Raw genomic sequence first — 1,414 nt, forward strand, 5'->3', positions numbered from 1 at the left:
CCGAGACCGTTATATGCCATTCGCCAGTCCTGGGCGAGCTCTCAGCATCAAGCAAACAGGTAGAAGCTAAGGACCAAAAAAATCGTGGAACCGCTGTGTTTGTAGCGAGTTTGCTTGCGGCTAGCGGAGAAAAGCTAGCTTTTAGAAGCGATAGCTGCAAACTCGCTGTAAAGGAACAAGAAAAAAAGCAATAAGTAAAGTAGGGTTTCCACTCATTTTTTGTTTTCCTGCTGTTTGCTCCCCGTTCCAGAACGTCGCCTATCCTAAGGATAAACGCTATTCTAAACGGTTGAAGCGGGATGGCCCGAGGGTCAGATCTGTCGAACGCCGTTCGCAGCATTTTTCGCAAAATGCCGCTACACTGCACATAACAACGAATAAGAACAATAGGGGAAATAAATTAAACTGTATATTGATATCATCAACAAACAGAAAGCTAATCTGACAGATCCGTATATAGAATCCCCTACTGTTCCTATTCGATAACGTTGTGCAGCATTGCTTTGAAAATCGAGAAAAAAAAGAAAAATGAATCTGACTGAACACTATAAAGAACTTTATGAAAGTTCAATCAGATTGATCGAAAATGGAGATTACAAAACTGATTTATTGATTGATTCTCCAGCTGATAGAAGGTTTGGAATAACATTATTGATAAGGCCTCCCGAAAACGTCAAAAACAAAATCCAGTTATTCTTAGATGATCTAAAAGAAGTTGATCCTTCACAATATTATTATCCAAATTCAGATATTCATATTACAGTAATGTCAATTATTTCCTGTTATGAAGGTTTTCATTTAGATCAAATTTCAATTGTTAATTACATTGATTTGATTCAAGAAAGTCTAAATGAAATTGCCAGATTTAAAATAAAATTCAAAGGAATTACAGCTTCCGATTCAGGAATAATGATTCAAGGTTTTCCAGAAAATGACATTTTAAACAGGCTAAGAAATAACCTTAGAACAAAATTTAGAAATTCCGACCTGGAACAATCTATAGACAAAAGATATTCAATACAAACAGCACATTCGACAGTTGTTAGATTCAGAAGAAAACTTAAAAATAAAAATGAGTTCTTAGAAGTTCTTGAAATCCATAAAAATTCTGATTTCGGAAGTTTTGAAGTAAAAGAATTAGAATTGGTTTTTAATGATTGGTATCAAAGAAAAAGGAATTCAAAGTTGCTAGAAAAATTTAGAGTATAGCAACGCAGCACAACAACGTGTAACGCAAATGGCGGGTTTCATAGAAAAGAACTAAATTAGTTTCTATAATAAATAATACCATTAGCCGACAAATCCGCGTCCCCTACTCCGCACCACTTGTCGTTACACGAGACCGTTATATGCCATTCGCCAGTCCTGGGCGAGCTCTCAGCATCAAGCAAACAGGTAGAAGCTAAGGACCAAA

Annotated in this window: 2 protein-coding genes; both read left to right on the forward strand. The window is 36.3% G+C overall.

The features are described 5' to 3' along the window. On the forward strand, nucleotides 1–194 hold a 194-nt coding region (locus tag ACSHZO_RS15810), incomplete at its 5' end, for a hypothetical protein (protein WP_435067436.1). A 334-nt stretch (nucleotides 195–528) separates the two neighbouring features. Then, nucleotides 529–1,209 carry a 2'-5' RNA ligase family protein gene (locus ACSHZO_RS15815; RefSeq protein WP_298248312.1) on the forward strand — a complete coding sequence of 227 codons (681 nt, stop codon included), beginning with the start codon at nucleotides 529–531 and terminating at the stop codon, nucleotides 1,207–1,209. Nucleotides 1,210–1,414 lie beyond the last annotated feature (205 nt).

It is taken from the genome of Christiangramia sp. 3-2217-3z (assembly GCF_051195275.1).
Classification (GTDB): Bacteria; Bacteroidota; Bacteroidia; order Flavobacteriales; family Flavobacteriaceae; genus Christiangramia; species Christiangramia marina.